The 25,019-nt window shown below is 72.4% G+C and carries 23 protein-coding genes; 4 read left to right on the forward strand and 19 right to left on the reverse strand.

What is annotated here, in order from left to right:
• Positions 1–33: 33 nt before the first annotated feature.
• From ACFYZ3_RS12480 to ACFYZ3_RS12500, 5 genes are read right to left on the reverse strand one after another with little or no spacing between them, the layout of a single operon-like run.
• Positions 34–1,101, reverse strand: a complete 1,068-nt coding sequence (locus ACFYZ3_RS12480) for an aldose 1-epimerase family protein (protein WP_388515894.1) — start codon at positions 1,099–1,101, stop codon at positions 34–36.
• Complete coding sequence (locus ACFYZ3_RS12485) at positions 1,098–1,844, reverse strand: SDR family NAD(P)-dependent oxidoreductase (protein ID WP_388515896.1); 747 nt, start codon at positions 1,842–1,844, stop codon at positions 1,098–1,100. The genes ACFYZ3_RS12480 and ACFYZ3_RS12485 overlap by 4 nt, the downstream gene beginning before the upstream one ends.
• A 10-nt stretch (positions 1,845–1,854) precedes the next feature.
• Positions 1,855–2,661: an enoyl-CoA hydratase/isomerase family protein gene (locus tag ACFYZ3_RS12490; protein WP_388515898.1), complete on the reverse strand. Its 807-nt coding sequence runs from the start codon at positions 2,659–2,661 to the stop codon at positions 1,855–1,857.
• Complete coding sequence (locus tag ACFYZ3_RS12495; protein ID WP_388515900.1) at positions 2,658–3,767, reverse strand: carbohydrate ABC transporter substrate-binding protein; 1,110 nt, start codon at positions 3,765–3,767, stop codon at positions 2,658–2,660. Before ACFYZ3_RS12495 ends, ACFYZ3_RS12490 begins: the two co-directional genes overlap by 4 nt.
• Positions 3,764–4,975, reverse strand: coding sequence for a CaiB/BaiF CoA transferase family protein (locus ACFYZ3_RS12500; RefSeq protein WP_388515902.1), 1,212 nt, complete (start codon positions 4,973–4,975; stop codon positions 3,764–3,766). The genes ACFYZ3_RS12495 and ACFYZ3_RS12500 overlap by 4 nt, the downstream gene beginning before the upstream one ends.
• A gap of 139 nt (positions 4,976–5,114) precedes the next feature.
• On the opposite strand from ACFYZ3_RS12500, the gene ACFYZ3_RS12505 reads away from it, so the two are divergent.
• Together ACFYZ3_RS12505 and ACFYZ3_RS12510 are read left to right on the forward strand one after the other, a co-directional pair.
• Complete coding sequence (locus ACFYZ3_RS12505) at positions 5,115–6,287, forward strand: fumarylacetoacetate hydrolase family protein (protein WP_388515904.1); 1,173 nt, start codon at positions 5,115–5,117, stop codon at positions 6,285–6,287.
• Between the two features lie 20 nt (positions 6,288–6,307).
• Positions 6,308–7,351: a LacI family DNA-binding transcriptional regulator gene (locus ACFYZ3_RS12510; protein WP_388515906.1), complete on the forward strand. Its 1,044-nt coding sequence runs from the start codon at positions 6,308–6,310 to the stop codon at positions 7,349–7,351.
• Between the two features lie 62 nt (positions 7,352–7,413).
• On the opposite strand, the gene ACFYZ3_RS12515 is transcribed toward ACFYZ3_RS12510, so the two are convergent.
• Together ACFYZ3_RS12515 and ACFYZ3_RS12520 are read right to left on the reverse strand one after the other, a co-directional pair.
• A complete protein-coding gene (locus ACFYZ3_RS12515; RefSeq protein WP_388515908.1) occupies positions 7,414–8,079 on the reverse strand; it encodes a ThuA domain-containing protein in 666 nt (221 codons plus the stop codon).
• Between the two features lie 36 nt (positions 8,080–8,115).
• Positions 8,116–9,258, reverse strand: coding sequence for a mandelate racemase/muconate lactonizing enzyme family protein (locus ACFYZ3_RS12520; protein ID WP_388515910.1), 1,143 nt, complete (start codon positions 9,256–9,258; stop codon positions 8,116–8,118).
• A 126-nt stretch (positions 9,259–9,384) separates the two neighbouring features.
• Here ACFYZ3_RS12520 and ACFYZ3_RS12525 point away from each other — a divergent pair, with 126 nt between their 5' ends.
• The gene (locus ACFYZ3_RS12525) at positions 9,385–10,134 is read left to right on the forward strand and encodes a FadR/GntR family transcriptional regulator (protein WP_388515912.1); all 750 of its coding nucleotides are present in this window, start codon (positions 9,385–9,387) and stop codon (positions 10,132–10,134) included.
• A gap of 73 nt (positions 10,135–10,207) precedes the next feature.
• On the opposite strand, the gene ACFYZ3_RS12530 is transcribed toward ACFYZ3_RS12525, so the two are convergent.
• From ACFYZ3_RS12530 to ACFYZ3_RS12585, 12 genes are all read right to left on the reverse strand, one after another.
• Complete coding sequence (locus ACFYZ3_RS12530; protein WP_388515914.1) at positions 10,208–12,868, reverse strand: hypothetical protein; 2,661 nt, start codon at positions 12,866–12,868, stop codon at positions 10,208–10,210.
• A gap of 81 nt (positions 12,869–12,949) precedes the next feature.
• A complete protein-coding gene (locus ACFYZ3_RS12535; protein WP_388515916.1) occupies positions 12,950–13,741 on the reverse strand; it encodes an SDR family NAD(P)-dependent oxidoreductase in 792 nt (263 codons plus the stop codon).
• 28 nt (positions 13,742–13,769) lie between these two features.
• Complete coding sequence (locus tag ACFYZ3_RS12540; protein WP_388515918.1) at positions 13,770–14,120, reverse strand: L-rhamnose mutarotase; 351 nt, start codon at positions 14,118–14,120, stop codon at positions 13,770–13,772.
• 73 nt (positions 14,121–14,193) lie between these two features.
• The gene (locus tag ACFYZ3_RS12545; protein ID WP_388515920.1) at positions 14,194–15,036 is read right to left on the reverse strand and encodes a carbohydrate ABC transporter permease; all 843 of its coding nucleotides are present in this window, start codon (positions 15,034–15,036) and stop codon (positions 14,194–14,196) included.
• Positions 15,033–15,944: a carbohydrate ABC transporter permease gene (locus ACFYZ3_RS12550; protein ID WP_388515922.1), complete on the reverse strand. Its 912-nt coding sequence runs from the start codon at positions 15,942–15,944 to the stop codon at positions 15,033–15,035. Before ACFYZ3_RS12550 ends, ACFYZ3_RS12545 begins: the two co-directional genes overlap by 4 nt.
• A gap of 3 nt (positions 15,945–15,947) precedes the next feature.
• Positions 15,948–17,222, reverse strand: coding sequence for an ABC transporter substrate-binding protein (locus ACFYZ3_RS12555; RefSeq protein WP_388515924.1), 1,275 nt, complete (start codon positions 17,220–17,222; stop codon positions 15,948–15,950).
• Between the two features lie 44 nt (positions 17,223–17,266).
• Positions 17,267–18,712: a hypothetical protein gene (locus tag ACFYZ3_RS12560; RefSeq protein ID WP_388515926.1), complete on the reverse strand. Its 1,446-nt coding sequence runs from the start codon at positions 18,710–18,712 to the stop codon at positions 17,267–17,269.
• A 26-nt stretch (positions 18,713–18,738) separates the two neighbouring features.
• The gene (locus ACFYZ3_RS12565; RefSeq protein WP_388515928.1) at positions 18,739–19,623 is read right to left on the reverse strand and encodes an amidohydrolase family protein; all 885 of its coding nucleotides are present in this window, start codon (positions 19,621–19,623) and stop codon (positions 18,739–18,741) included.
• Positions 19,620–20,624 (reverse strand): aldo/keto reductase, encoded by a 1,005-nt coding sequence (locus ACFYZ3_RS12570; RefSeq protein ID WP_388515930.1) that lies wholly within the window; start codon positions 20,622–20,624, stop codon positions 19,620–19,622. The genes ACFYZ3_RS12565 and ACFYZ3_RS12570 overlap by 4 nt, the downstream gene beginning before the upstream one ends.
• A gap of 5 nt (positions 20,625–20,629) precedes the next feature.
• Positions 20,630–21,649 (reverse strand): hydroxyacid dehydrogenase, encoded by a 1,020-nt coding sequence (locus ACFYZ3_RS12575; protein ID WP_388515932.1) that lies wholly within the window; start codon positions 21,647–21,649, stop codon positions 20,630–20,632.
• A complete protein-coding gene (locus tag ACFYZ3_RS12580) occupies positions 21,646–22,896 on the reverse strand; it encodes a mandelate racemase/muconate lactonizing enzyme family protein (protein ID WP_388515934.1) in 1,251 nt (416 codons plus the stop codon). The genes ACFYZ3_RS12575 and ACFYZ3_RS12580 overlap by 4 nt, the downstream gene beginning before the upstream one ends.
• A 176-nt stretch (positions 22,897–23,072) precedes the next feature.
• On the reverse strand, positions 23,073–23,951 hold the full coding sequence (locus ACFYZ3_RS12585) for a fumarylacetoacetate hydrolase family protein (protein WP_388515936.1): 879 nt from the start codon (positions 23,949–23,951) through the stop codon (positions 23,073–23,075).
• 272 nt (positions 23,952–24,223) lie between these two features.
• Between ACFYZ3_RS12585 and ACFYZ3_RS12590 the strand changes: the two genes are divergently transcribed.
• Positions 24,224–25,006 carry an IclR family transcriptional regulator gene (locus tag ACFYZ3_RS12590; protein WP_381994226.1) on the forward strand — a complete coding sequence of 261 codons (783 nt, stop codon included), beginning with the start codon at positions 24,224–24,226 and terminating at the stop codon, positions 25,004–25,006.
• Positions 25,007–25,019: the final 13 nt, after the last annotated feature.

A 25,019-nucleotide genomic window follows, 5' to 3' on the forward strand; every position in this document is an offset into this window, starting at 1 on the left:
CCCCGTGTCCCCCCAGCACCGCGGTCTCGGTGGTCAGTCCAGGTGGCCCACCCGGAACGCGGTGGTGTACTCCCGCTCCTCACCGGGGGCCAGGAACGTCATCGACCCGTCCTCCCGGGCCGCGGCCTCGCCCTGCACATGGTGCGTGGACGGTTCGAAGCCGACCGCGTAGGCGCCCTCGCGCAGGTGCAGCCACTGGAAGAAGGACGGGAACTGGGCCGTGTCGAACTCCAACTCGAAGTAGACGCCCAGGCTTTCGTTGACCAGGCGGGGCCGGACCAGGCCCGCCGCGTCCGGCTCCAGTTCGTGTTCGTAGACCTGCTCCACGAAGCCCGGCAGCGGGGCGGGCATCGCGGTGTGGGACACGCCCTGCTCGGCGACGCTGTCGCTGCGCCACAGGGTGCGGTGCGGCGGCAGCTCGTAGCGGGCGCCCTCGTCCAGGAAGGGCCAGCCGACGTTGACGTGGTACAGGTACATGTGCGGGGTCAGGTCGAAGCCGGCGTTGCGCACCCGGTCGGTCAGGCGGATCTCGCTGCCGCCCAGATCGGCCTCGATGCGGCGGGTGAGCCGCAGGTGCTCCCCGAAGATCGCGGCCTGGCGCACCTCGCCCTCCGCCCAGAGCACGCAGCGGCCGTCGTCCTGCCACCGCTCGCCGTACCCGGTCAGCCGGGCCGGCAGGTTGGCGACCCGCCCGTGGAGGGCGTGCACGGCCGTGCGCCGCGGCGGATAGCGGTACTGCGAGGCGTCCACCTCGGCGCCGAAGAGCGTGTGGTCCAGGCCCGCGGTGAGCAGCAGCCCCGAGAAGCTGCGCATCATGGACAGGCCGTCGTCGTCGCGGTACTCGTGCAGTCCCGGGTGCCGGAAGCCCGTCGCCGAACGCCAGCCGAAGCCCCGGCCCTCGAACTCGGCCCCGCCGAGGTCCATCGCCCGGTCCACCAGCACGTCGAACGACAGCCCGGCGCCGGTCCGGAACTCCAGCGTGCGGATGCCCCGTTCGGAGCCGTCGTCCAGGACGACGGAGCGCACCCCGCCCGCCGCGCTCAGGTCGCCCGCGTGCCGGGCGAGGGACTGCCGGTCGTGGGAACGTCCGTACAGCTTCACGCCATCACCCACCCTCCGTTGACCTCGACGCACTGGCCCGTGACGAACGAGGCGTCGGGACCGGTGAGGAAGGACACCACCGAGGCCAGTTCCTCGGGCCGTCCGCGCCGCTTCAGGGCCTGGTGGTCGAGCACGTGCCGACGGTAGGCGCCGGGGTCCTCGTGGATCTCCTCGGCCGCGGTAGGAAAGGCCCCGGGGGAGACGCAGTTGACGCGGATCTCGGCGGGACCCAGCTCCCGGGCGAGGGCGCGGGTCAGGGCGACGGCGGCGCCCTTGGTGGAGACGTAGGCGGCCAGGGAGTCCCAGCCGCCGTGCATCGTGATCGAGGCGACGTTGACGATCGCCCCGCCGCCCGTGCCCGTCATGTGCCGCGCGGCGGCCTGGGCGGCGACCCAGTAGGCACGCTGGTTGACCGCCACCACCTCCTCGTACTCGGCGAGCGGCACGTCCAGGAAGGCCCTGGTCGGGTACACGGCCGCGTTGTTGACCAGCACTCGCAGCGGGCCCAGCGCGGTCACGGTCCGCTCCACGGCCGCCGCCACGGCCGGGGCGTTGCGCAGGTCGGTGGTGAGGGCGAGCACGCGGGCGCCCGCCTTCTCGACCAGCGCGGCGGTGTTCTCCAGCGACTCGGCGTCGCGGTCGAGTACGGCGACATCGTGTCCGTCGGCGGCCAGCCGGACGGCGGTGGCCCGGCCGAGGGCGCCGCCCGCACCGGTCACGAGTGCGGCTCGGGGTTGCTTCATGACGTTCCTCTCAGCGCTTGCGGAAGACGGGGGTGCGCTTCTCGGCGAACGCGCGCCGGCCCTCCGCCGCGTCCTCGGTGGCGAAGCAGATGGTCTGCAGGTCGCGCTCGTAGGCGAGTGCCTGGTCCTCGGGCAGGTTCCCGGCGGCCCGCAGGTTGATCTTCGCCGTCTCGGCCGCCACCGGGGCGCGGGAGGCGATCACGGCGGCGAGGGCGCGGGCCCGGTCGAGCAGTCCGGCGCGGGGCACGACCTCGCTCACCAGATTCCAGGCCAACGCCCGGTCGGGGTCGATGCGTTCGCCGGTGAGCAGCATCAGTGCCGCATTGCTCGGCCCGGCCGCGCGGCTCAGGAAGGCGGCCATGCCGCCGCCCCCGATCCAGCCGAGCGTGATCTCCGGCGCGCCGAAGGACGCGGTGTCCGCGGCGAGCCGGATGTCGCAGGACAGAGCGGTCTCCAGCCCTCCGCCCAGGGCGTATCCGCCCACCGCGGCGACGGTCGGGGTGCGGGCGGCGCGGATGGCGTCGCAGTAGTCGACGCGGTTGCGGAAGTCCCACGGGGTGGCGTACTGGTCGAGTGCGCCGATGTCCGAGCCGACGCTGAAGGAGCGCTCGCCCGCCCCGGTGACGACGAGCGCCCGGACCTCGTCGGTCGTGTCGCACCACTCGATCGCCCGCACCAGGGCCCGGGACATGCCGGGGGTGACGGCGTTGAGCTTGGCGGGCCGGTTCAGGGTGAGGGTGGCGACCCGGTCCGTCACGTCCAGCAGGACGTGGTCGGTGCCGAGGTCGGGCGGCGGGAGGGTGCCGGTGTCGCTCATGGCTGGCGTTCCTTCGGTGTCCGGCTCGTCCGGTACAGGGCGCGCATCCGGTCGAGTGCTTCACGGTGGTCGGTCTCGCCCGCGAGCGCGGCGCGTACGGCGGCCGACGCGGCGGTCTGGAAGCCGATGTAGCCGGCGTGCCGGGGACGCACCCAGGCCTGCTCGCAGGTGGCGGCGGTGCGTCGGTAGAAGTCGGCGGCGACGGTCCCGGGGGAGGTCCAGGCGGTGCGGGCGCTGGGCTGTCCGCTGTGCCGGGGCAGGAAGTCGCCCTGTGCCCCGGGGGACATCAGCCAGCGCACGTGGGCGAGGAGTTCCGGGGACGGCGCGCAGCGGGCGCTGAGCGCGATGCCCGTACCGCCGAGCGTGGAGCCCGGGCGCCCGCCCGCGGTCACGGCGGGAGCGTCGGTGAAGGTCAGGCGGTCGGCGTAGGTGACGTAGCCGTACACCAGCGGGCAGTGTGCCAGTCGGTCCGTGGCGGCCATGAGTTCCAGCAGCCCGATCGGGTTGAGTGCGCGGGTCTCGGGCGGGGCGAGGGCGTCGAGGTCGGCCATCAGGTCGAGCACCGCGAGTCCCGTGTCGTCGCCGATCAGTCGGTCCGGGTCGGCGGCCGGTTCCTCGCCCACGGCGAGCGCGACGGAGGCGAAGGTGAGGAACGCGTGCGGTCCGGCGAGGGACAGGGCCACGGGAGCCCGGCGGGCCAGGCGGCGCACCTCGTCCCAGGTGCGGGGCGGCTCGCCGACGAGGTCGGTCCGGGTGGCCGCGACCTGGGTGGCGGCGTCCAGCGGCAGCGCCCACTGACGGCCGTCCATGGCGTACGACCGCATGGTGGGGCCGATGGAGTCGGCGCCCCAGCGGGCCAGTTCCGCCGGGGTGAACAGGTCCTCGAGCGGCCGCAGGCACCCGGTGGCCAGCGCCTCGCCGAGGTGCGGGTGGTCGAGGACGACGAGGTCGTAGCGGGCGCACAGCTCGTCGATCGGATGGGACTCGAAGCCCTCCAGCGGCTGCACGTCCCAGTGGACGAGGCCACCCGCGGAAGCGGCGAGTGCGTCGTGGCCGCGGGGGTGGTCCCAGGTCAGTCCGCGGTAGGGCGGCCCGGTGTGCGTCATGGGGTCGTCTCCGTCACGGCGCCGGTGGCGAGGAGTTCCTCGATCTCCCCTTCCGCGAGGCCCGCTTCGGTCAGCACCTCGCGGGTGTGCTCCCCGACGAGCGGGGCGCCGCGGTCGATGCGGGGCGGGGTGGCGGAGAACTTGTAGGGGAAGCCGGGCACGGTCACGCGCCCCTCGGTGGGGTGGTCGTACGTGACGAAGGTGCCGTTGTGGCGGATCTGGGGGTCCCGCACCAGGTCGGCGTAGCCGTAGACGGGGCCCGCCCAGATGCCGGCGGCGGCGAAGGCGTCGAGCCAGTGCCGCGAGGGCCGGGTCAGCAGCCGGGCGGCCGTGCGGGCGAAGATCTCGTCCCGGTGGGTCCAGCCGTGCTCCTCGTCCTCCATGGACAGGAAGGTGTCCTCGCCGAGGATCTCGCCGAGCTTCTTCAACGGTGGGAAGGCCAGGACCAGATAGCCGTCCAAGGTCTGGAAGGCGCCGTAGGGCGAGCGGATGTAGACGTGGGCATGCGGTTCGGCGGAGCGGGTCTGGGGCAGCCCTCCGACGGTGTGGACCGACAGTTCCTGCATCTGGAGGGTGGTGACGGCGTCGAGCATGTTCACCGTCACCAGCTGGCCCTCGCCGGTGCGTTCGCGGTGCAGCAGTGCGGCGAGCACGCCCTCGAAGGCGGTGGAGGCGGTGACGGCGTCCACGAGGTACTGCCCCGCGGCCCGCGGTGCCTCGCCCGAGCGGCCGCTGGACAGCATGGCCCCCGACATCGCCTGCAACAGCAGGTCCTGGCCCGGGCGCTGGGCGTAGGGGCCGTCCTCGCCGTACCCGGAGATGGAGACGTAGACGAGGGAGGGATTGATCGCGGCCAGGGAGGCGTAGTCGACGCCGAGGCGGTCGGCGACGCCGGGGCGGTAGTTCTGGAGGAAGACGTCGGCGCTCGCGACGAGGAGGCGCAGGACCTCCTTGCCCGCCGGATCCTTGAGGTCGACGGCGAGGGATCGCTTGTTGCGGTTCAGGGAGAGGAAGGAGACGTTGATCCGGTTGCCTCCCGCCCCGCCGGCCGCGGCGTGGCGCTGCCACTCCCCGGTGACCGGTTCGACCTTGACGACGTCGGCGCCGAGGTCGCCCAGGCGCTGGGCGGCGAACGGGCCGGCCATGGCGATGGAACAGTCGAGGACCCGGTACCCGGCGAGGACGCCGGGTTTGTCGCGCGAGGCCATGGGACTCCTTACCTGTTGTTAGCGCTACCGATAGCGCTAACATGCACGCTAGGCTGGCGCCGTTCGCAGTGTCAACGTCCCTGCCCCGACCACGTCGCGCCGTTCGGGACCGGTCCGGGGCAACAACGAAGGGAATCCGATGAACCAGTGGCCCGACGCCGCGACCACCCTGCCCTCCGACGGAACCGGGGGCGCGCTCGTCGGCCGGGTCTGGCGTCCCGGCCTCGGGCCGTCCGTCGTGGCCGTCCGCGAGGACGGACTGCACGACATCACCGCGGCCTTCCCGACCGTGCGCGACCTGTGCGAGACGCCGGACCCCGCCGCCCGCCTGCGGGACACCCGGGGCGAGCGGATCGCCGGGCTCGACGAGGTACTGGCCAACACGCCCGTCGACACCCGGGACCCGCGACGGCCGTGGCTGCTCGCGCCGGTCGACCTGCAGGCCGTCAAGGCCGCCGGGGTCACCTTCGTCGTCTCGATGCTGGAGCGGGTGATCGAGGAGCGCGTCCGCGGGGACGTCACGGGTGCCGCCGAGGCCCGGGAGCAGATCCGCCGGCTCGTCGGCGACGACCTGGCAGCCCTGCGGCCCGGCTCGCAGGAGGCCGCCGCGCTCAAGGAGCTCCTGGTCGCGCAGGGGGCGTGGAGCCAGTACCTGGAGGTCGGCATCGGCCCCGACGCCGAGATCTTCACCAAGGCGCCCGTGCTGGCCGCCGTGGGCAGCGGCGCCGACGCCGGTGTGCACGCCGCCTCGCGCTGGAACAACCCGGAGCCCGAGGTGGTGCTGGCCGTCTCCTCCACCGGGGCCGTGGTCGGCGCGACCCTCGGCAACGACGTCAACCTCCGCGACGTCGAAGGCCGTTCCGCGCTGCTGCTGCCCCAGGCCAAGGACAACAACGCCTCGGCCGCCCTCGGCCCGTTCCTGCGCCTGTTCGAGCCGGGCTTCCGCATGGACGACGTACGGCGGGCCACGGTGACCCTGACCGTCGAGGGTGCCGACGGCTACCGGCTGGACGCCGAGTCCTCGATGGCCGCCATCAGCCGCGACCCCCTGGACCTCGTGGCGCAGTTGCTGGGCCCGCACCACCAGTACCCCGACGGCGCGGTGCTCTACCTCGGCACCATGTTCGCGCCCGTCGAGGACCGCGACGCGCCCGGACAGGGGTTCACGCATCACGACGGCGACCTCGTCGCCGTCGCCACGCCGAACCTCGGCACGCTCGCCAACCGGATCCGGCCGAGTGACGCGTGTGCGCCGTGGACGTTCGGCATCGCCGATCTGATGCGGGCGCTGGTGGCGCGGGGAGCACTGTGAAGCCCGATATCGTTTCCGGCGTGACCCAGCCGCCGCCCCGTCGTCCCCGTAAACGCTCCGCGACCCGCTCGGTGACCCTGTCGGACGTCGCGGCCGCCGCCGGGGTGTCGGCGCAGACGGTCTCCCGGGTCGTCCGCGACCCCCTGTCGGTGTCCGACGAGACGCGGGCGAGGGTCCAGGCGGCCCTCACGGCCACCGGCTACGTGCCCAACCTGGCCGCCAGCAACCTGGCCTCGAACCGCAGCCGCACGGTCGCCGCCCTGGTGCCGCAGATCAACGCGTCGGTCTTCGCCGACACGGTGCACGCCTTCTCCACGGCGCTGGCGGCCCACGGCTACCAGATCTTCGTCGGGACCACCGACTACCGGCCCGAGCACGAGGAGGAGGTGCTGCGCAGCTTCCTGGGCCGGCGGCCGGACGGACTGCTCATGGTGGGGACCCGCCACACCCCGGGCACCCTGACACTGATCAAGGCGGCCGGGGTGCCGGTCGTGGAGACCTGGGGCTGGTCCGAGGACCCGGTGGACCTGCTGGTCGGCTTCTCCAACGCGGCGGCAGCGGCGGCGATGGTGGCCCACCTCGTCGAGCGAGGCCGGCGGCGGATCACCTTCGCGGGCCGGCACACCTCGGGAGACCCCCGGGCCGCGGAACGCCTCGACGGCTACACCGGCGCCGTCCGCGACCTGCTGGGCGGCGAGGCGCGCACCGTGGACGCCGGTCCCGAGCCGGTCACCATGGACACCGGTGTCGCCCTGCTGGACCTGGCGCTGGAGAGGTACCCGGACTCCGACGCCGTGATGTTCTCCAGCGACGTCTTCGCGGCCGGGGCCCTCCAGGCCTGCGTACGGCGCGGCATCGACGTGCCGGGCACGCTCGCCCTGGCCGGCTTCGGCGACTTCGAACTGGCCGGGCACCTGGTTCCGGCGCTGACCACGGTGGCCGTACCCAGCGCGCGGATCGGGGAGTTGGGCGCCGAGCTGCTGCTGGCGCGGATGCGCGGTGCCGCGGTCGACGTCCCGCACCGGGACGTGGGGTACCGGGTCGTCGCGCGCGAGAGCACCTGACACGGGCGGGGTGCCGGGCCGTCGCGGGCGGGAGCGCCGGGCGGCCCGGACGCCCCGGGGCGTCACGCGCGCGCCGCCCACACGAGTCCACGGCCGACGATCGCCGCCGTCTGCGGCACCCGGAGGTCCGCGACGCGGTGCCCGAGGGTGCAGACGAAGACCCGCCCCGCTCCCCAGCGGCGCGTCCACACCACGGGGAACTCGACGGGTTCGTCCCACGGGTCGGCCGGGCCCGGGGTGAGCACGGACGTGGCCAGGACGGTGTTGAGGGAGTCCGTGAGCACCCAGTAGTGCTCGGTCTCCACGTCGTAGTCCGTGACCCCCTCGGTGATCTCGCCGTCCCGGTCGGGGGTGGCGGAGATCCGCACGGTGAACTCCTGGAAGCCGTCCGGGTGCCACAGGAAGCGGCCCCCGACCATCCGCAGGTAGCGGGGGTTGGCGACGTTGGTGGCGACCACGCCCCCGTGCCAGCCGGCGAAGCCGGTGCCCGCCTCCACCGCGTCGACCAGGTTCGCCTCCTGGGCCGCCGTCAGGCCGCCCGCCGACCAGGAGTGCACGACGAGGTCGGTGGCGGCGAGCAGCCCCCGGTCCTCGTACACCGCCAGGTCCTCGGCGACCTCGACCTCGAACCCCGCGCGCTCCAGTGCGGGCATGACCGACTTGGTGCAGCCGACCGGGTCGTGGCCCTCCCACCCGCCGCGGACCACCAGGGCCTTTCGTGTCCTCATGTCCTGCTCCCTCCTCGGCGCGTCCTCGTCACGTCCTCATCGCGCCTGCGGTACGAGTCTGAGGCCGGCGTCGGCGGGGCGGACGTGCGGTCCGGACGGGAGGGACCACCCGCCCGACGCGGCCCGCGCGACGATCCGTTCCTCGTCGACCTCGATGCCCAGTCCCGGGGCGTCGCCGAGCACGATCCCGCCGTCGGCGATCTCCTGGTCCACCCGCAGCCCGACCGGGAAGGCCAGGTCCTGCACCTCGGTCACCAGGTGGTTGGGCACGGCGGCCGCCGCGTGCGCGACCGGGTTGGCGTTGTATCCGACGGGGCTCACGGGCAGGCCGTGCCCGAAGGCGAGCGTCGAGACGCGCAGGAAGTGGGTGATGCCCCACACGGCGCCGGTCTGGACGACCCCCACCGCGTCCGCGGCCAGCAGCGGCCGGAAGTGCTCGAGGCCCGTCAGGTTCTCCCCGGTCGCGACGGCGGCGCGGATGCCGGTGGCGACCGCACGGTGTCCCGCCACGTCCCAGCGCCGGACGGGTTCCTCGATCCAGGTGAGTTCGACCCGCTCCTCGACCTGCCGGGCCAGGCGCACCGCCTGGTGCCGCCCCCAGGACTCGTTGACGTCGTACATGAGCGCGGGGCGGTCGCTGTTGACCCGGAACACGTCGCGGACCGCCGCCAGGCGCCGCACGTCCCGGTCCACGTCCAGGCCGCCCTTGATCTTGGCGCCCGTGAAGCCGCGCCGCGCCCACCGCTCGTGGAACGCGACGAGTTCGTCGTCGGTGAGCGCGTAGTCCAGGCCGGAGGCGTAGCCCGGCACGAAACGGTCGGCGGCGCCCAGCGTCCGCCACAGCGGCTCCTGGGCGATCTTCGCCTTGAGGTCCCACAGCGCCATGTCGAGGGCGCCGATCGTGCCGAACACCTGCCCGCCGTGCCCGGACTTGAAGACGTGGGCGAGCATCCTGTCGTAGAGCGAGGTGACCGCCCGGGGGTCCTGGCCCTCCAGCGCCGGGAAGACCCGCTCCACGTCGGCGTGGCCGCCGAGGCCCACGCCGGTCAGGCCCTCGTCCGTCTCCAGCAGCAGGACCGGCACCTCGGTGACGCCGGTGGTGACGACGCCGTTCACGTCGCCCACCGGTCGTCCCCACTCGTGGACCGTGGCAAGGGACCGGTATCCGGTGATGCGCATCGCGTCTCCCACGGCTGAGTCGTAACTTGTGATACGAGTGATGACCTTAGCATGTTCGGCTAACCTGGGGTCATTGGACAGCGGGTGCCGGGTGAACCTGCACGAACATGGGGAGTCTCTGACCAGATGATCAAGCCATCCGCGGACACCACCGCCGTGTCCCGCCCTCAACGACGCCGGCCGCCGCTCGCCGCGGCCGTCGTCCAGAGCCTCGCGACGGCCATCGTGCTCGGGGAGTACCCGCCGGGCACCGCGCTGCCGTCGGCGGGTGAGCTCTGCGAGGAGTACGAGGTGAGCCGGACCGTGATCCGGGAGGCGACGACGACGCTCGCCGAGAAGGGGCTGGTGGCGACCCGTCAGGGCTGGGGGACCGTCGTGCTGGGCCAGGACCAGTGGAGCCTGCTCGACCCGCTGGTCCTCGACGCGCTGTTCCAGCGCAAGGACCGCCTGGTCTATCTGGACAACCTGATCGAGATCAGGACCACCCTGGAGTGCGCGATGGCCACCCGTGCCGCCGGGCGCATCGACGAGGAACAGTCGGCGGCGCTCTCCGCCAAGCTCGACGAACTCGCGGGCCTGATCGACGATCCCGAGGCCTACTCGCGCGCGGACATCGAGTTCCACGAGATCATCCACCACGCCTCCCGGGACGCGTTCGGACGGGCCATCGTCTCCAGCATCCAGGGCAAGGCCGTGCGCTCCCCGCAGTACAGCGGGGACCCGACGCGCGAGGACATCGAGCTGACGCACGAGGCGCACGCCCGGGTCGCCGCCGCGGTGCTCGCCGGGGACGGCGACGCGGCCGCCGAGGCGATGCGCGAGCACATCACGTCGTCGTGGGCCCGCCGGCGTCCGGCCGACGTGCCGGACGCGTAGGACGGCCACATCGAGGCGGCCGAGGGGCCGGTAGTCCGACCGGTCCCTCGGCCGCCTCGCCCTGTTCGGCCGGTTACGGCCGGCCGATCCCCTCCGCGGTCACGTGCCGGTTCCACTGCGCGATCCACGCGGCCCCGTACGCCTCGGCCACCGCACCGGAACCCGAGAACTTCAGCGTGTCGAGGTCCAGACCGGTCTCCGCCACCGAAGCGGCCGCCACCGAACGGGTGTTGACCTTGTCGCTCCAGCGCGACGGGTTGTACTCCGACGCGGGCTCCGTGAACGTCGCGGTCGTCTCCACGAACCCGGAGCCGCCGCCGACGACCACCGCGTGGTCGATCTCCACACCGGACGGCACGTAGAGCGAGTCGGCGTCGTCCCACACCGTGGCCCGGCTGCATCCGTTGGTGCCCGCCGTCGAGTAGTCGGCCGCCGTGCAGTCCTTGCCCGTAGCGGTCACCCTCGGCACGTACCACCGCTCGACCTGCGGGTAGGCGATCGGCTTCCCGTCGGAGTATGCCGCCCTGCCGTTCGTGTAGTGCTCGTGCCAGGCCGCCACGGTCTCGGGCGTCGCGCTGTACTTCTCGCCCTCACGGACGTCGAGGAAGGCGTTGAACCTGCTCTGCAGCACCCAGCTGTTGTCCAGCGGCAGCCGGGTCTCGCCCTTCTTGTGGTAGATGCCGCCGTGGCCCACGTGCTTCACGCCGATGAACACGTTGTCGTTCGCGGTGTTGCTGTGCCCGGAGTTGAGGTTGACCCCGGAGTTCGAGCCGTTCACCACGTTGTGGTGGAAGCGCACACCGGACGCGCCGTCGTCCATGTACAGCGCGTCGTTGGAACCGCCGATCTTCTCGAAGTGGTTGTACGCGATCTCGTTGCCCAGATACGTGAAGTCCCGGCCCGCGTAGACCGCGCCCATGTCCCCGGCGTTCTTCACCACGTCGTAGAAGTGGTTGTGGTTGACGCGCATGTCGTTGCCCATGATCTGCACGGCCATGTGCGGTGCGTCGTGGACGTAGTTGTACTCGAAGGAGTTGCCGACCCCGTACAGGTAGCCCGCCGGCGTGTAGGTCGCCAGCTTCGAGAAGCGCGCGATCTCGTTGTGCCGCGCGACGTTGTCGCCCCGTTCCAGCGTGGCCCGGTCGCCGCCGCCGAGCAGGACCCCGCCGCCGCCCAGGTCGTGGAGGTAGGAGTTCTGCACGACGTTGTCGTGGCCGCCGCGCAGGCTCCGGTAGTCCGGCATGGCCGTGATGGTGTCGGTCGTCCGGCCGATCCGGACGGCGTCCATGCTCACGTTGGAGATGTCGACCGCGTCGATGAGCGTGCCGACGGCGTCCAGGAGCTGTACGCCGCTGACGAGCGACCCGGTCATGGTCAGGCCGCGCAGGGTCACGCCCTGTGTCCCGTCGAGGAGGAAGAAGTTCTTGTCGAAGGTCTGGAGCGTGGCGTTCTTGCCCTCGATCGTCCCGCCCTCGGGCCGGTAGTAGAGGACGTCGTTGTCGTCGTAGCGGTCGATGTAGTACTCACCGGCCGTGTCCATCTCCGACAGGACGTTGAGGACCTTGACCTTGGTCCACGCGTCCTGCGGAATGTACATCGACGGGTACTTGGTGTAGAGCCGGTCCTCGCTCCAGGACAGGATCCGCACCATGTCGTTGGCGTAGTTGTTGCCGAAGTACCCCGACAGCCAGCCCTCCGTCTCGGCCCTCGTGTTGTCGATGTCCTCGATCCACCGCGGGTCGAGCTGCACCGGGACGTCGGCGTAGTCGCCGAAGCCACGGGTGCCGAGGTCGTCCACCGTCGGCACCGCCTCGGGCGCCCAGCCCTTGTAGCGGTCCCCGGCCGCCGCACGGCCGCCCACCGTGAGGATCTGCGGGGTCATGCGCCGCATCTCCTCGGGCGACCAGGTGTCGCGCCCGTCCGGGTCGTCGAGCTGCTGCTTCTTGTCCTCGAACTGGGCCCGCGGGGTCGTGCCGGAGGAGTTCCAGTCGTCCTGGAGGCCGAAGCGGGCGTCGAGGTCCACGTTCATGAGGTCCCCGGGGCCCTCGGCGTCCCACTTGTCGCCCGTGCCCCACAGGTGGCAGTCGGTCTCCTTCGTGGCGCAGGAGTTCCCGTTCGGGTACTCGGCCAGGACCTGGGTGGCGCCGCCGACGACGAGTTCGGGGGCGAAGGGATCCTGCACCCAGTTGAAGCCGTTCTTGTACAGGGTGCCCGGATCGATGCCCTGGGCACCGAGGTCGTAGACCCACACGCCCTCGCGCGACTCGGGGGTGTCCAGGCGCGTGTTGGAGGAGTACTGCGGCTGGGCGAGGGTCTCCGCGGAGAGGTCGGTGAGCTTCTTCCAGCCCTCGGCGGGCAGTTCGTGCGACCCGGTGATCGTCACCTTCTCGCCGCGGTACGGGGCGTAGGTGACCCAGGAGTTCGCGGCGCCCTTCAGCTCGACGGTGTCGTCGAGGACGTAGGTGCCGCCCCGGATCAGCACCGTGCCGCGGGCCTTGGCCGAGGTGTGGCCGGCCAGTGCGTCCCGGGCGGCGGCGATGGTCCGGAGCGGGTCCTTCCGGCTGCCGCTGTTGGCGTCGTCCCCGTCGGTGGCGGAGACGTAGACCGTCAGCTTCCCGGGAGCGGAGCCGGCCGCCGCGGCGGCCCCGGCCCCCGGTCCGACGGCGCCCGCCGTCAGGGCCAGGGCGACCGCGGCCAACAGGGTCCGGGCCGGTCGTCGCCGAGTTCTCAGCATGGGGTGCCCTTTCGTCGGTTCTCATGTCACTGACGTGGGGGGTGCGATACGGGGGGAGCGGGCCGGTGTGCCGCGCTCCGGTCAGCCGCCCTCGGGGCGCAGCCGCAGACCCTGCATGCCACCGTCCACGGCGAGGGCCGTGCCGGTGACGGACGCCGCCGCCGGGGACGCCAGGTAGGCGATGGCCGCCGCGACCTCCTCGGCGCTCACCAGACGGCCGGTCGGCTGGCGGGCGTTGAGCGCGGTGCGCTCGGCCGCCGGGTCGTCGGCGCTCGACAGCAGGCGGTCTATCCACGGGGTGTCCGCCGTACCGGGGTTGACGCAGTTCACCCGGATGCCCTCACGGATGTGGTCGGCGGCCATGGCGAGGGTCAGGGACTGCACGGCGCCCTTGCTCGCGCTGTACAGCGCCCGCCGGGGCAGCCCCGCGGTCGCCGCGACCGAGCAGGTGTTGACCACCGCCGCGTGCGGCGAGGCGCGCAGGTGGGGCAGTGCGGCCCGGGTGGTCCGCACGATGCCGACGACGTTGACGTCCAGGACGCGGTGCCACTCGGCGTCGTCGTTGTCCGCGACCGTCCCCTGGGCGCCGATGCCCGCGTTGTTCACCAGGACGTCCAAACCGCCCAGCAGATCCACGGCCCGGGCGGTGCCGGCCCGCACGGAGTCGTCGTCGGTGACGTCGCACCGGACGGTGAGAAGAGCCTCGCGGTCGGTGGCCGGCAGGGCGTCCGGGGCGACGTCGAGGACGGCGACCCGGGCGCCGCGGCGGGCCAGCAGCCTGGCCGTGGCGAGCCCGATCCCCGACGCGCCGCCCGTGACGACGGCCGCGAGACCGTCGAGTTCGGGGGCCGGGGGAGTGGGGGTGTGCGGCATGACGGTGTTCCTTCGCATGGGGTGGCGGTCAGTCCAGGTGGAAGAGTTCCTCGCCGGTCACCCACCGCTCCCCGGGCTGCGCCGAGTCCAGGGGCTGCTGGCAGGGGTCGGTGAGCGTCCACCACTGCTGGGTCTCGGGGTCGGCGGCGATGGCGGCCATGTCGGCCATGTCGGCCTCGTAGTCGTCGCCGGTGTACTCGAAGTAGGCGAACAGGGTGTGGTCGCGCAGGAAGATGGAGTAGTTGGTGACGTGCGCGCGGGAGAGGGCGTCCAGCACCGGCCGGGGCACCGCACGGTGCAGCTCCCGGTACTTCTCGGCGTGTTCCGGGCGCAGCCGGATCACGGACGCCACCCGGCGGGGTGTGCGGGGTGCGGGCATGGCTGGTCACTCCTTCGCGAAACGGGTCGCTGCCGGGTGTGTGGCGGGCCCGGCGAGGGCGGGTACGGGCCGCTCAGCCCTTGACCGCCCCCGCCGCGAGCCCGCTCATGATGTGCCGCTGCATCACGACGAAGATCACCAGGATCGGGATCACCGCGAGCAGCAGGGTCGGGAACACCTTGGTGTAGTCGGTGGAGTACTGGCCGACGGCCGCGTACACCCCCGTGGTGACGGTGTAGACGCCGCTGCCGGGACCGAGGATCATCTGCGGGCTGGCGAAGTCGTTCCAGACGCTGAGCGAGTTGAGGATGAAGACCGTGGCGACGATCGGCCGCATCAGCGGCAGGATGATCCGCCACAGTGTGCGGTACCGGCCGGCCCCGTCGATGGCCGCGGCCTCGTCCAGCGACCTGGGCAGCACCCGGATGTAGCCGAAGAACACGAACAGCGTGAACGGGATGGTGGTCGCCGTCATGAACAGGATGAGCCCCGGCAGCGTCCCCATCAGGCCGATCCCCCGCAGCACGAAGATGACCGGCACCAGGATCACCTGGGTGGGGATGAACATGCCCGCGATGAAGAAGAACAGCAGCAGCCGAGAGATCGGCTTCGGCGTGCGGGCCAGCACGTACGCCGCGGGCGCGCACACCGCCATGGCGAGGGCGTTCACACAGAGCACCAGCGCGATGGTGACGCCGTAGCCCTTGAGGATGCTGAAGTCGGGGTTGTTCCAGGCGTCGGCGAGGTACTGGAAGGTCGCCGTGCCGAAGCTCGGCGAGAACGGGTTGGCGAGGATCTCCTGCTGGCTCTTGAAGGCGTTGACCACCAGGAGGTACATCGGCACGAGCATGCCGAGGGACACCAGGGAGACGAACGCGACCCGGACGCTGGCGGCCGAGGTGAGTGTTTTCTTCATCCGATGGACTCCGCGTCGTCCTCGACCCGCCTGCGCAGGACGAGGACTGTGATGGCCAGGACCGCGGCGGCGACGATCAGCAGCACGGCCTGGGCCGAGGCGACGCCGATGTCCCGCTGCGGGAAGGAGACTGCGAGGATCGAGTAGGCGAGCGTCTTGGTGGATCCCGCCGGGCCGCCCCCGGTCAGCGACACGACCACGTCGTACGTCTTCAGCAGGGAGATCCCCGAGGTGATGACGGCGACCGTCACGGTGGACGCCAGTGAGGGCCAGGTGACGGCACGGAAGGTCTGCCACCGGCTCGCGCCGTCGATCCGCGCCGCCTCCAGCAGATCCGCCGGCACCGCCTGGAGACCCGCCAGGTAGAGGATCAGCTGGACGCCGAAGAGCGACCAGACGATGACGAGGATCATCGACCACAGGGCCCAGTCGGGATCGCTGAGGAAGGGCAGGCTGTCGGTACCGACCTTCTCCAGCATGGTGTTGACCACGCCCTGCGGGCCGAGGATGGCCTGCCACAGGAAGCCCACGACCAGCGCGCTGAGCACGTGCGGGTAGAACATGACGACCCGGCCGAAGGTGTTGAACCGGTTGGTGCGCTGCAGCAGCAGCGCGAGCCCCAGCGCGGCCAGATTGACCGCGACCGCGCCCACCACGGCCACCACGGCGGTGACCACCATGGTGCCGGTGATGTCGTCGGACGCGAACATGGTCCGGTAGTTGTCCAGACCGATGAACTCGGGGACCCGGTGGGGGAATCCGTTGTACTCGGTGAAGCTGTAGTAGATCGCGTAGATCACCGGTACGACCAGCAGGGTGACGTAGACGAGCACCGCGGGCACGACCATGCTGACGCGGGCGCCCAGGTCGCGCCACGCCCGCGGCTTCGAGACAGTTGTCCGTTCCATGGGTCAGCGGTTCTCGTCGACCCACTGGTCGATGCTCTTGGCGGCGTCCGCCGGTCCCGCCCCGGTGTACAGGCTCTGCGCGACCTCGGTGAACTTCGGGTTGAAGCCGGTGACGGGCAGCCGGACGTTGCCCTGCCCCTCGCCCACGGCGACCAGCGCGGGGGCGTCGTCGAGGATGCCCTGGATCTGCGCGTCGACCGCCGACTGCTTCGGCTCGGCGCCCTTGCGGAACACCCCGTCCGAGCCGAGCTGCGCCTCGACGGCCTTGGCGTCGGTGACCAGGTACTCCACGAGCTGCTTGGCGCCGTCCTCGTCCCCGATGCCCTTGCGGATCATGTAGGGGTTGGCCATGGTGGCGCCCTGCGGGCCCGGGTACGCCTGGCCGTCCGCGGCCGGCGGGGAGAACACGCCCACCTCGAAGGGCAGGTCCCCGGCCTTGTCCAGGCTCGCCGCGAACCAGCTGCCGTTGGTGTAGAGACCCACCTTGCCCGCGGTGAAGTTGCCGTCCGCCTGGGAGGGGCTGAGCCCGACGTCGCTCTTGGCGATGTAGCCGGCCTTGATCCAGTCGGCGTACATCTGGAACGCGGGCTTGTACGCGTCGCCGACCGAGAGCTTGTCGTCGGAGACGGCGGTCTGCCACTTCGGGTGCAGCTGGTTCAGCGTGGGATGGTAGATCTGCTGGAGCTGGAGGCCGGTCTGGAAGTCGCCGGCCGTCTGCATCGGCGTGTAGCCGGCCTTCTTGAGGTCGCCGAGGTCCTTGGTCAGCTCGTCCCAGGTGGTGGGCGGCTTGCTGATCCCGGCCTTCTCGAAGGCGGTCTTGTTGTAGTAGACCAGCGACTGCGTCTGGGTGCCGACGCCGACCGCGTAGTGCGCGTCGCCCATGGCGTACTCGTCGAACATCGGCGTGCCCTTGGCCCAGGCCTCGCCGCCGAGGTCGATCAGTTCGGGCGCCGTGTCCTCGTCGGGGAAGATCGACTGGATGACGTCGGGCGCCGTGCCGGCGGCCAGTTGCTGCGGGAAGGACTCGGCGACGGACTTGCCGGTCGGGCCCTCTATCTTCACCTTCAGGCCGGTCTCGTCCTCGAAGGGCTTGACCAGCTTCTCCCAGTAGGCCTGGTTGAGGTTGTCGGTGAGGTTCACCATCATCCGGATCTCGCCGTCCTCGCCCTCCGCCGAGCCGGAGCCCGACGAGCAGGCCGCGACGAGGAGCAGCGGAACCACGGCGGCAAGCGCGGCACCGCGCGCCTTGCTCCCTCTGTTGGTCGACGTCATTGTCATCTCTCTTTTCCTCGGTGGGGAAAGCCGGCGGTGTCGTTCGGTGGTCACAGCCGTCCCCGGAAGGGCAGGGGGCCGACGGCGGTGATGTCGGTGGGGGCCTCGCCGTGGTCGACGCGGTAGATGCCGTCGTCGGCGACGAAGAACTCGGGGACGTCCGGGTGGCGCAGCTCCTCGGGCAGCGGCTCGCGGTCCGTCCAGGCGAAGAACTCCCGGGCGAAGACGGCGCGGTCCTTGCGCCCGTACAGGTGCAGGTCGCCCGCGGTGAGCGGGCTGCGCACGGACCAGTGGACGCCGGACTCGGCCCAGTACGCGCGATCACTGACCAGCACCGACTGCCGTTCGCGCGGCGCCGTCACCCGGTCCCAGAAGTCCTCGTCCGGACCGGAGCGGGCCATCAGGAACAGCAGGTCGTGCGCGTGCCAGGCGGTGCTCGGCGCGATGTCGGCCTCGTTGTGCCAGCCACTCGCGGAGGCGAAGTACCCGGCCGGCGTCTGGTAGCGGGCGTAGGTGGCGAGGCAGGCCTCGGTGAACGCCTCCAGCTCGGCGTCCGGGCCCTCGGCCAGCACCTCGTGGATGCCGTACAGGGTCAGCCCCATGCCCGCGATGAGCATCGGCGTGTCCGTCTTCAGGGCGCGCTCGCCCCGGACGTACCAGTAGCGGTGGTAGCGGACGGCGCCGGTCTCGTCCGTCCAGGCCGAGCGGGCCACGTGCCGGCACAACCGCCTTGCCTCGGCCAGCAGTTCCGGGTCGCCCTGCGCCCGGTACCCCAGTACCAGCGGCACGATCATGAGCCCGTAGTACTCGGCGGGCTCCAGGATGCCGCCCTCGGCGCGGTCCCGGACGGTGCGGAACGTGCCGGTGCTCTCCGGGTCGGGCACCCCCCGGTGGTGGAAGAGCCGGATCAACTCCGCCAGGTCCTCGGGAATCTCGTCGGCGTAGGTCCTGTCGTCGCTCAGCTCCGTGTAGAGCTGCTTGACCCAGACCCGGGCGTACTCCTGGTTGCAGGTGCCCTCCTCGCCGGGGCGCCCGCCGCCGTAGACCTCGCAGGCGTCCAGGTTGCGCCGTACGACGGCCAGTACGGCGGCCACCTCCTCCGCGGGCAGCAGGTGCCCGGCGTGGCGCACCGCGAGCAGCATGCCGAGGCTGCCGACGGCGTTGTGGATGAGGCCGCTGGTCGCCGACTCGCCGACCTGGAAGCCGATGTGCGCGTACTGTCCGTCGGGCTGCAGCTCCGTGGACTGGTAGCGCAGCAGCCGGCGCAGCAGGGCGACGCCCCGCTCGTCCGGCCGCGCGGCCAGCGCCTGGGCCCAGGCGCCGACGGCCGGACCCGCGAACGCGGTGTGTCCGCTGGTGAAGTCCAGGAAGGTGGCCGGGTTGGTGCCCCACACACTGTGGTTGTGGAAGCCGTTGATCGCTCCTCCGTCCGTCACCCAGCTGTGCAGCCAGCCGGCCAGCGCGGCCGTGTCCGGCGTCGTGGTCTGGTGTTCCATGGCGTTGGCGTTCCTTCCGGAGCGGATCACACGGCCGCGTCGTGCGCGGCGTCCAGCAGGGCGGGGTCGAGGCGGTAGAAGCGGGTGGCGGTGGCGCCGAGGACGGCGGCGCGGTCGTCGGGGGCGAGCGGGGCGAGGAGTTCGCACATGGCCTCCCAGGTGCGTGCGTAGCCTCCCGCCAGCAGGGAGATCGGCCAGTCGCCGCCGTACATCAGCCGCTCGGGCCCGAACAGCTCCAGCGCGTCCTCGACGAAGGGCCGCACCTGGTCGGTGGACCAGGCGTCGAGTGCGCCGGAGGCGGAGTAGAGGCCGGAGAGCTTCGCGTGCACGCCGGGGTGCTTCGCGGCGGCGGCGATCAGGCGGTACCACTCGGCGCGGGCCTCGCGGCCGCCGCCGACGGGCGGCTTGCCGAGGTGGTCGACGACCAGGCGCAGGGCGGGGTGCCGGGCCGACAGCTCGGGGAGATGGCGCAGCGCGGCGGGCGACGTGGTGGAGTAGTCGAAGGGCAGACCGGCCTCGGCGAGCAGCGCGAGGCCCGCGTCGGCGTCGGGGCCGAGGATCCAGTCCGGATCGGACCGCTCGTGGAGCAGGGTGCGTACGCCCACCACGTGCGGGTCGCGGCGCAGCACGGCGAGGCGGGCCCGGGCCCGGTCCGGGTCGTCCAGCGGGACCCAGGCGACGACGCCGACGACTTCCGGGTGCCTGGCGGCGGTCGCCAGCATGAGGTCGGTGTCCTCGTCGTTGTCGGCCGCCTGGACGAGGACGGCCGCGCCGACCCCGGCCGTACGCAGGGCCGGAAGGGCTTCGTGGAACCGCATGGCGCGGTCGACGGGAGCCATCGCGGGCCCCAGCCACTCGTAGGCGGCCCGTCCGGGATCCCACACGTGCAGATGGGCGTCGACGACGGTCATGACAGCTCCCCGGTAGTGGACGGCGCGCCGGGGACTCCCGGGACCAGACCGAGGTCCGCCAACTCCGTCCAGAGCGTGTCCGGTACGCGGGCCGCGAGCCGCGCCGCGTTCGTGCGGGACTGCCCCGCGTCGCGGGCGCCGAGCACCACCGACACGACCGCCGGGTGCCGCAGCGGGTAGGCGATCGCGGCCTCGGGCAGGGCGACGCCGTGCCGCTCGCAGACGTCCGCGAGTGCGCCGGCCCGCGCCATCAGCTCGCGGGAGGCGGGCCGGTAGTCGTAGGTGGCGTCGGCCGGCGGACGGTCGGCCGCGAGCAGGCCGGAGTTGTAGACGGCGGCGGCCACGACGCCGACCCCGCGCTCCTCGGCGAGCGGCAGCAGCTCGTCCGTCGCGGACTGGTCGAGCAGGGTGTGGCGCCCGGCCACCATGACCAGGTCGACGTCCGAGCGGCGGACGAACTCGGTGAGCATCGCGGCCTGGTTCATGCCCACGCCCACCGCCTTCACCACCCCCTGGTCGCGCAGTTCGACCAGGGTGTCGACGCCGGTGGTGGAGGCCTGCTGCCAGTGCTCGTCGGGGTCGTGCAGGTAGACGATGTCGACGTGGTCGAGCCCGAGCCGGGCCAGGCTGCCCTCCAAGGAGCGCAGGATGCCGTCCCGGGAGAAGTCCCAGTCGCGCCGGAAGGCGGCGGGCACGGCGAAGCCGCCGTCGTCCGGCCGGTGCGCGGTCTCGGGGCTGGGCACCAGCAGTCGGCCCACTTTGGTGGACACCGTGTACCCGGCCCGCGGGCGCCGAGCGAGGGCGGCGCCGAGGCGGCGCTCCGAGAGCCCGAGTCCGTAGTGCGGTGCGGTGTCGAAGTAGCGGACACCACTGTCCCAGGCCGCGTCGACGGCACCCTGTGCGTCCGTGTCGCTGGTCTCCCGGGCCAGGTTGCCCAACTGGGCGGCGCCCAAGCCGAGTTCGGTCAGCTCCGGACCACGGAGGAGAGTACGGACACGCATCGCCCTCACCACACCCTCGTACGCGCGGAGGCCGCGAGGTCCTCCGGGTGGGCGAAGGGCCGGCCCGTCGCGAACCGCTCCACCTCGTCGACGACGGCGTCACCGATGCGGTGCAGCTCCCCGCCGAGCGAACCCGCCAGGTGCGGGGTGAGCACGACGTTGTCGAGGGTCCACAGCTCGCTGCCCGGATCCGGCGGCTCGGGGTCGGTGACGTCGAGGACGGCGTCGATGCGGCCGGTGCGCAGTTCGGCCAGCAGGGCATCCTGGTCGACGACGGCACCCCGCGCGGTGTTGACGAGCGTCGCGCCGTCCGGCATCAGCGCCAGCCGCCCCGCGTCGATCCGGCCGCGGGTCGCGGGTGTCAGGGGCTGGTGCAGGGACACCACCCGGCTGTGCGCCATCAGCTCGTCGAGCGGCACCAGCCGCGCGCCGAGGGCGGTCGCCTGCTCCGCGGTGAGCGTCGGGTCGTACAGCAGGACGTCCAGGTCGAAGGGGCGCAACAGGCCGAGCACAGCGCGGCCCACGGTGGAGGCGCCCACGATGCCCACCGTCTGCCGGTAGTTGCCGACCCCGGCGTCCGCGCCGAAGTGGTCGGGCAGGGTCCGCGAGGCGCGGTAGCGGCGCTCCCCGGCGAGGACGCGCTTGTTGGCGAGCAGGATCATGGCGAGGGTGTACTCGGCCACGGGCCCGGAGTTGGCGGCGCGGGCGTTGGCCGCGACCACGCCGCGGGCGGCGAAGGCCGCCGGGTCCTCCAGACAGGTCGCCGCGACCCCGCCGGCGTAGACGACGGCCCGCAGCCGCTCGGTGCCGGGCAGGTGCTCGGCCCGTACGACGGGCGCGTCCCAGCCCGCGAGGAGGATCTCGGCACCGGCCAGCGCGTCGCGGGAGCGGGCGGAGTCCAGTTCGGCGAGGACCAGGCCGGTGTCGATGTCGGCGGCGCGGCGCAGCCGGGCCAGGGCGGCCTCGTCGAAGACGGCGTGGACCAGCCGGGGGTTCATGGCGAGGACGGCGCGTGGTCGCGTCACGGCGTGTTCTCCCTCTCGGTGTGCTCGCTGCGCGCGGGACGGTGGGCGGGGCCGGGCACGCCCGGGGAGGCGGTGCCCGTCCGGGCGCGGGTGGCCGGACCCGGGGGGCCGGGCTCGGGCACCAGCCGCAGGCCGGCGTCGCGAGGGCGTACGTGCGGCCCGTCGGGGCGGGCCCAGCCGGCGTTCCGCTGTGGGGCGGCGAGTGCGCTCTCGTCGACCGTGATGCCGAGCCCCGGTGCGTCGCCGAGGACGATGCCGCCGTCCTCGATCGCCTGGTCCACGGTCAGTCCGGCCGGTGTGCCGATGTCCTGCACCTCGGTGACCAGGTGGTTGGGGGTGGCGGCGGCCGCGTGCGCCAACGGGTTGGCGTGGTAGCCGACGGGGCTGACCGGGAGGTCGTGGCCGTGGGCGAGGGTCGCCACCCGCAGGAAGTGGGTGATGCCCCAGACGCCCGCGGTCTGCACGACCTGGAGTGCGTCGGCCGCCAGCAGGGGGCGGAACTGCTCCAGCCCCGTCAGGTTCTCGCCGCCGGCGACGGCGGTGCGCGCGGCTCGGCCCACGGCCCGGTGTCCCTTCGCGTCCCAGCGGCGCACCGGCTCCTCGATCCAGGCGAGTTCGACGCGGTCCTCGATCCGGGCGAGCAGCCGCACGGCCTGGTGCCTGCCCCAGGACTCGTTGACGTCGAGCATCAGGGCGGGGGAGTGGGTGTTGGCGCGCAGCACCTCGGCGACCGCGCGCAGCCTGCCGATGTCGCGTTCGGTGTCCAGGCCGCCCTTGAGCTTGGCGCCGGTGAAGCCGCGGGCGGCCCAGCCCGAGTACAGCGCGACCAACTCCTCCTCGTCCAGCGCGATGTCGAGCCCGGACGCGTAGCCGGGCACGAAACGGTCCGCCGCGCCGAGGGTGCGCCACAGCGGCTCGCCGGCCATCTTCGCCTTGAGGTCCCACAGCGCCGTGTCGAAGGCGCCGATGGTGCCGAAGGCGGTGCCGGCATGGCCGCTCTTGAAGGTGTGGGCCAGCATCCGGTCGTAGAGCGTGGTGACGGCCCGCGGGTCCTGACCGTCGAGGGCGGGGAAGACCCGCTCGGCGTCGCCGTGTGCGCCGAGGCCCACTCCGGTGAGGCCGCCGTCGGTCTCGACCAGCAGGACCGGGACCTCGGTGACGCCCTGTGCGACGAAGCCGTTGGCGTCTCCGACGGGACGCCCCCAGCGGTGCACGGTCGTCAGGCTCCGGAATCCGGTGATCTTCAACTGCTCCCCCTCTTGTGCTCTCCTCGCCGTCCCGCCCGCCGGCCCACCCACCCCGCGCCAGGGAAAACCGAGGGGGCGCGGGAGGTGGGGGAGCGTGCCGTCGGGCCAGGGGAACGGGCGTTGTGCGGCCGTCGGGGATCAGCCCCGCAACCGTGCCCTCATCAAGTCGTAACGTATCATACAAGTGATGACTGAGAAGAGGTCTGTGCGGCGACAAGTGCCTGGCGCTGACGGCCCAGTCCCTCGATCTCGATCTCCATCACGTCACCGGTCCGCAGGTAGGGGAAGCGCCCGGACAGGGCGACGCCCTCCGGGGTGCCGGTGTTGATGACGTCCCCCGGATCCAGGACCAGGTACTGGCTCAGGTCGTACACGATCTGGGCGACGGAGAAGATCATGTCCGCGGTGCGCGAGTCCTGCCGCGGTTCGCCGTTCACGAACGACCGCAGCCGCAGAGCCTGGACGTCGGGCACCTCGTCGGCCGGGACCAGGAAGGGGCCGAGCGGGTTGAACGTGGCGCAGGACTTGCCCTTGGACCACTGTCCTGCGGAGTGCTCCAGCTGGAAGTCGCGCTCGGAGACGTCGTTGGAGACGGCGTAGCCGGCCACGTGCTCCAGGGCTTGCTCGGGGGAGTCCAGGTACCGCGCCGTGCGGCCGATGACGACGGCCAGTTCGACCTCCCAGTCCGTCCTGGCGGAGCCGCGCGGGATCTCCACCTCGTCGTTAGGGCCGACCACCGTGTTCGGGGGCTTGAAGAAGATCACCGGGCGGGTGGGCGGCTCGCTGCCGGACTCCGCCGCGTGGGCCGCGTAGTTCTGGCCGACGCAGACCACCGCGCCGGGCCGCGCCACGGGCGGCCCGAGCCGCAGCCCCTCGGCCCGCAGCGGGGGCAGTGCGTCCTCGGCCAGGGCCCGACGGGTGCGGGCGATGCCGTCCGCCGCGAGGAAGGCGCCGTCGATGTCGGAGGTCAGGGAGGAGAGGTCCCGGGTGACGCCCCGGTCGTCGATGACGGCGGGGCGTTCCCGCCCGGGGTCTCCGAGCCGTACGAGTTTCATGGGTCGCTTTCCTTGGTCGGGAGCCGGGTCCGGCCGTGCCGCCGCTCGCGACGGACACGTCTGTGCCGGCCGGCCGGGTGTGGAGACGGCGAAGGCGGTCGTCGCCGTGACGAGCGGGGTGCCGATTCCCGGTGCGCGCGGGTGTCCGCCGTGATCGGCGCCGTGCCGGCGCCGCCGCTCCGGGGCTTGCGGGCCCAGTATCGGTGTACGGCACCGCTTGTTGTCAATGGATTGCTTTACTGTCAACAGGTTGACAACTAGGGTGTGGCGCCATGAGTACTCGGGACGGATCGGTATGGGCCAGTGCCGCACCGGCGCCGGCGGTGCTGCGGGCGGGCGCGATCCTCGACGCGCTGGCGGGCGCCCGCGGCCGTGCGCTGACGCCCGCCCAACTGGCCGCCGCCGCGGGCGGCATACCCCGCGCGTCCGTCGTCAACATCTGCGCGGCCCTGCGCGAACAGGAGCTGGTCCATGCCGTGGACGGCGGCTTCGCCCTCGGTCCTGGCCTGCTCCGGCTCGCCCAGTCCTATCTCGACGCCTTCGATCCCGTGCGCAGCTTCCGGGAGCAGGTGAACCGCCTGGGCGACCGGGAGGAGACGCTCCAACTGGCCACCATGGACGGCACGGACGTCGTCTATCTGGCGGTGCACGAGGGCACCGTCCTGATGCGCCTCACCAGCCGGGCGGGGGCGAGACTGCCGGTCACCTGTACGGCGCTGGGCAAGGCCATGCTGGCCGGCCTGGACGACACCGGGGTACGTGAACTGCTGGCGGACCGGGAGCCGTTCGAGGCGCGTACACCCTGGTCCCTCACTACGCTCGACGCGCTGCTCGGGGACGTGCGCGACGTGCGCACGGCCGGTCACGCCGTCGACGACCAGGAGGCCGCCGAGGGCATCGTGTGCGTCGCGGCGGCCGTTCCCGGACCGACGGGGGGCGACCGGCCCTTCGCCGTCAGTTCCTCGCTGCTCAAGTCCCAGGCCACCCCCGAACGGGTGGCGGAGCTCGCCGCGCTCATCAAGGGTGTCGTGCGGAGGATGGGCGGAGCGGTGTGAGGTGAAACCGGTG

The sequence above is a fragment of the Streptomyces sp. NPDC001599 genome (assembly GCF_042893535.1).
In the GTDB taxonomy this organism is placed as follows: Bacteria; Actinomycetota; Actinomycetes; order Streptomycetales; family Streptomycetaceae; genus Streptomyces.